Genomic DNA, 500 nt, shown 5'->3' on the forward strand with positions numbered 1-500 from the left:
CCGCCGGCACCGACGTGCTGGTCGCCCGCAAGCTCTGGGCCATGACCGCCGGCGAATTGCGCCATGCCGAGGACCACATGCTGCTGCTCGGCCGCAAGACCGCGATGGAGCGCGTCGCGACCTTCCTGCTCGAAATGGACCGCCGCCTCGCCGTTGCCGGCATGATGGCGCTGCCGATGTGCCGCCGCGACATCGGCGACTATCTCGGCCTGACGCTGGAGACCGTGTCGCGCGCGCTGTCGCAGTTGCACGCCCAGGGCATTCTCGGCTTCTCCGGCGCTCGCCAGATCGTGCTGCGCAACCGCCAGCGCCTGCACAATCTCGACGCCTGACCTGATCTTCCTCCCGACCACTCCGGCCGGCCGAACCCGTTTCGGCCGGCCGTTCTGTTTGCGCCATCAGGCCGTGCGCCGCGTTTCCGGCATCACCAGCAGGATCAGCAGCAGCCCGGTCGCGGCGACCCCGGACAGGCCGATGAAGGCGGCGGCGTTGCCGAACCT

Annotated in this window: 1 protein-coding gene; it reads left to right on the forward strand. The window is 69.8% G+C overall.

Annotated features, from left to right (window positions below):
- On the forward strand, positions 1 to 332 hold a 332-nt coding region (locus tag AACY45_RS28060), incomplete at its 5' end, for a helix-turn-helix domain-containing protein (RefSeq protein ID WP_339548729.1).
- Between the last annotated feature and the right edge of the window lie 168 nt (positions 333 to 500).

The sequence above is a fragment of the Pseudomonas sp. RA_35y_Pfl2_P32 genome (assembly GCF_963970735.1).
Classification (GTDB): Bacteria; Pseudomonadota; Gammaproteobacteria; order Pseudomonadales; family Pseudomonadaceae; genus Aquipseudomonas.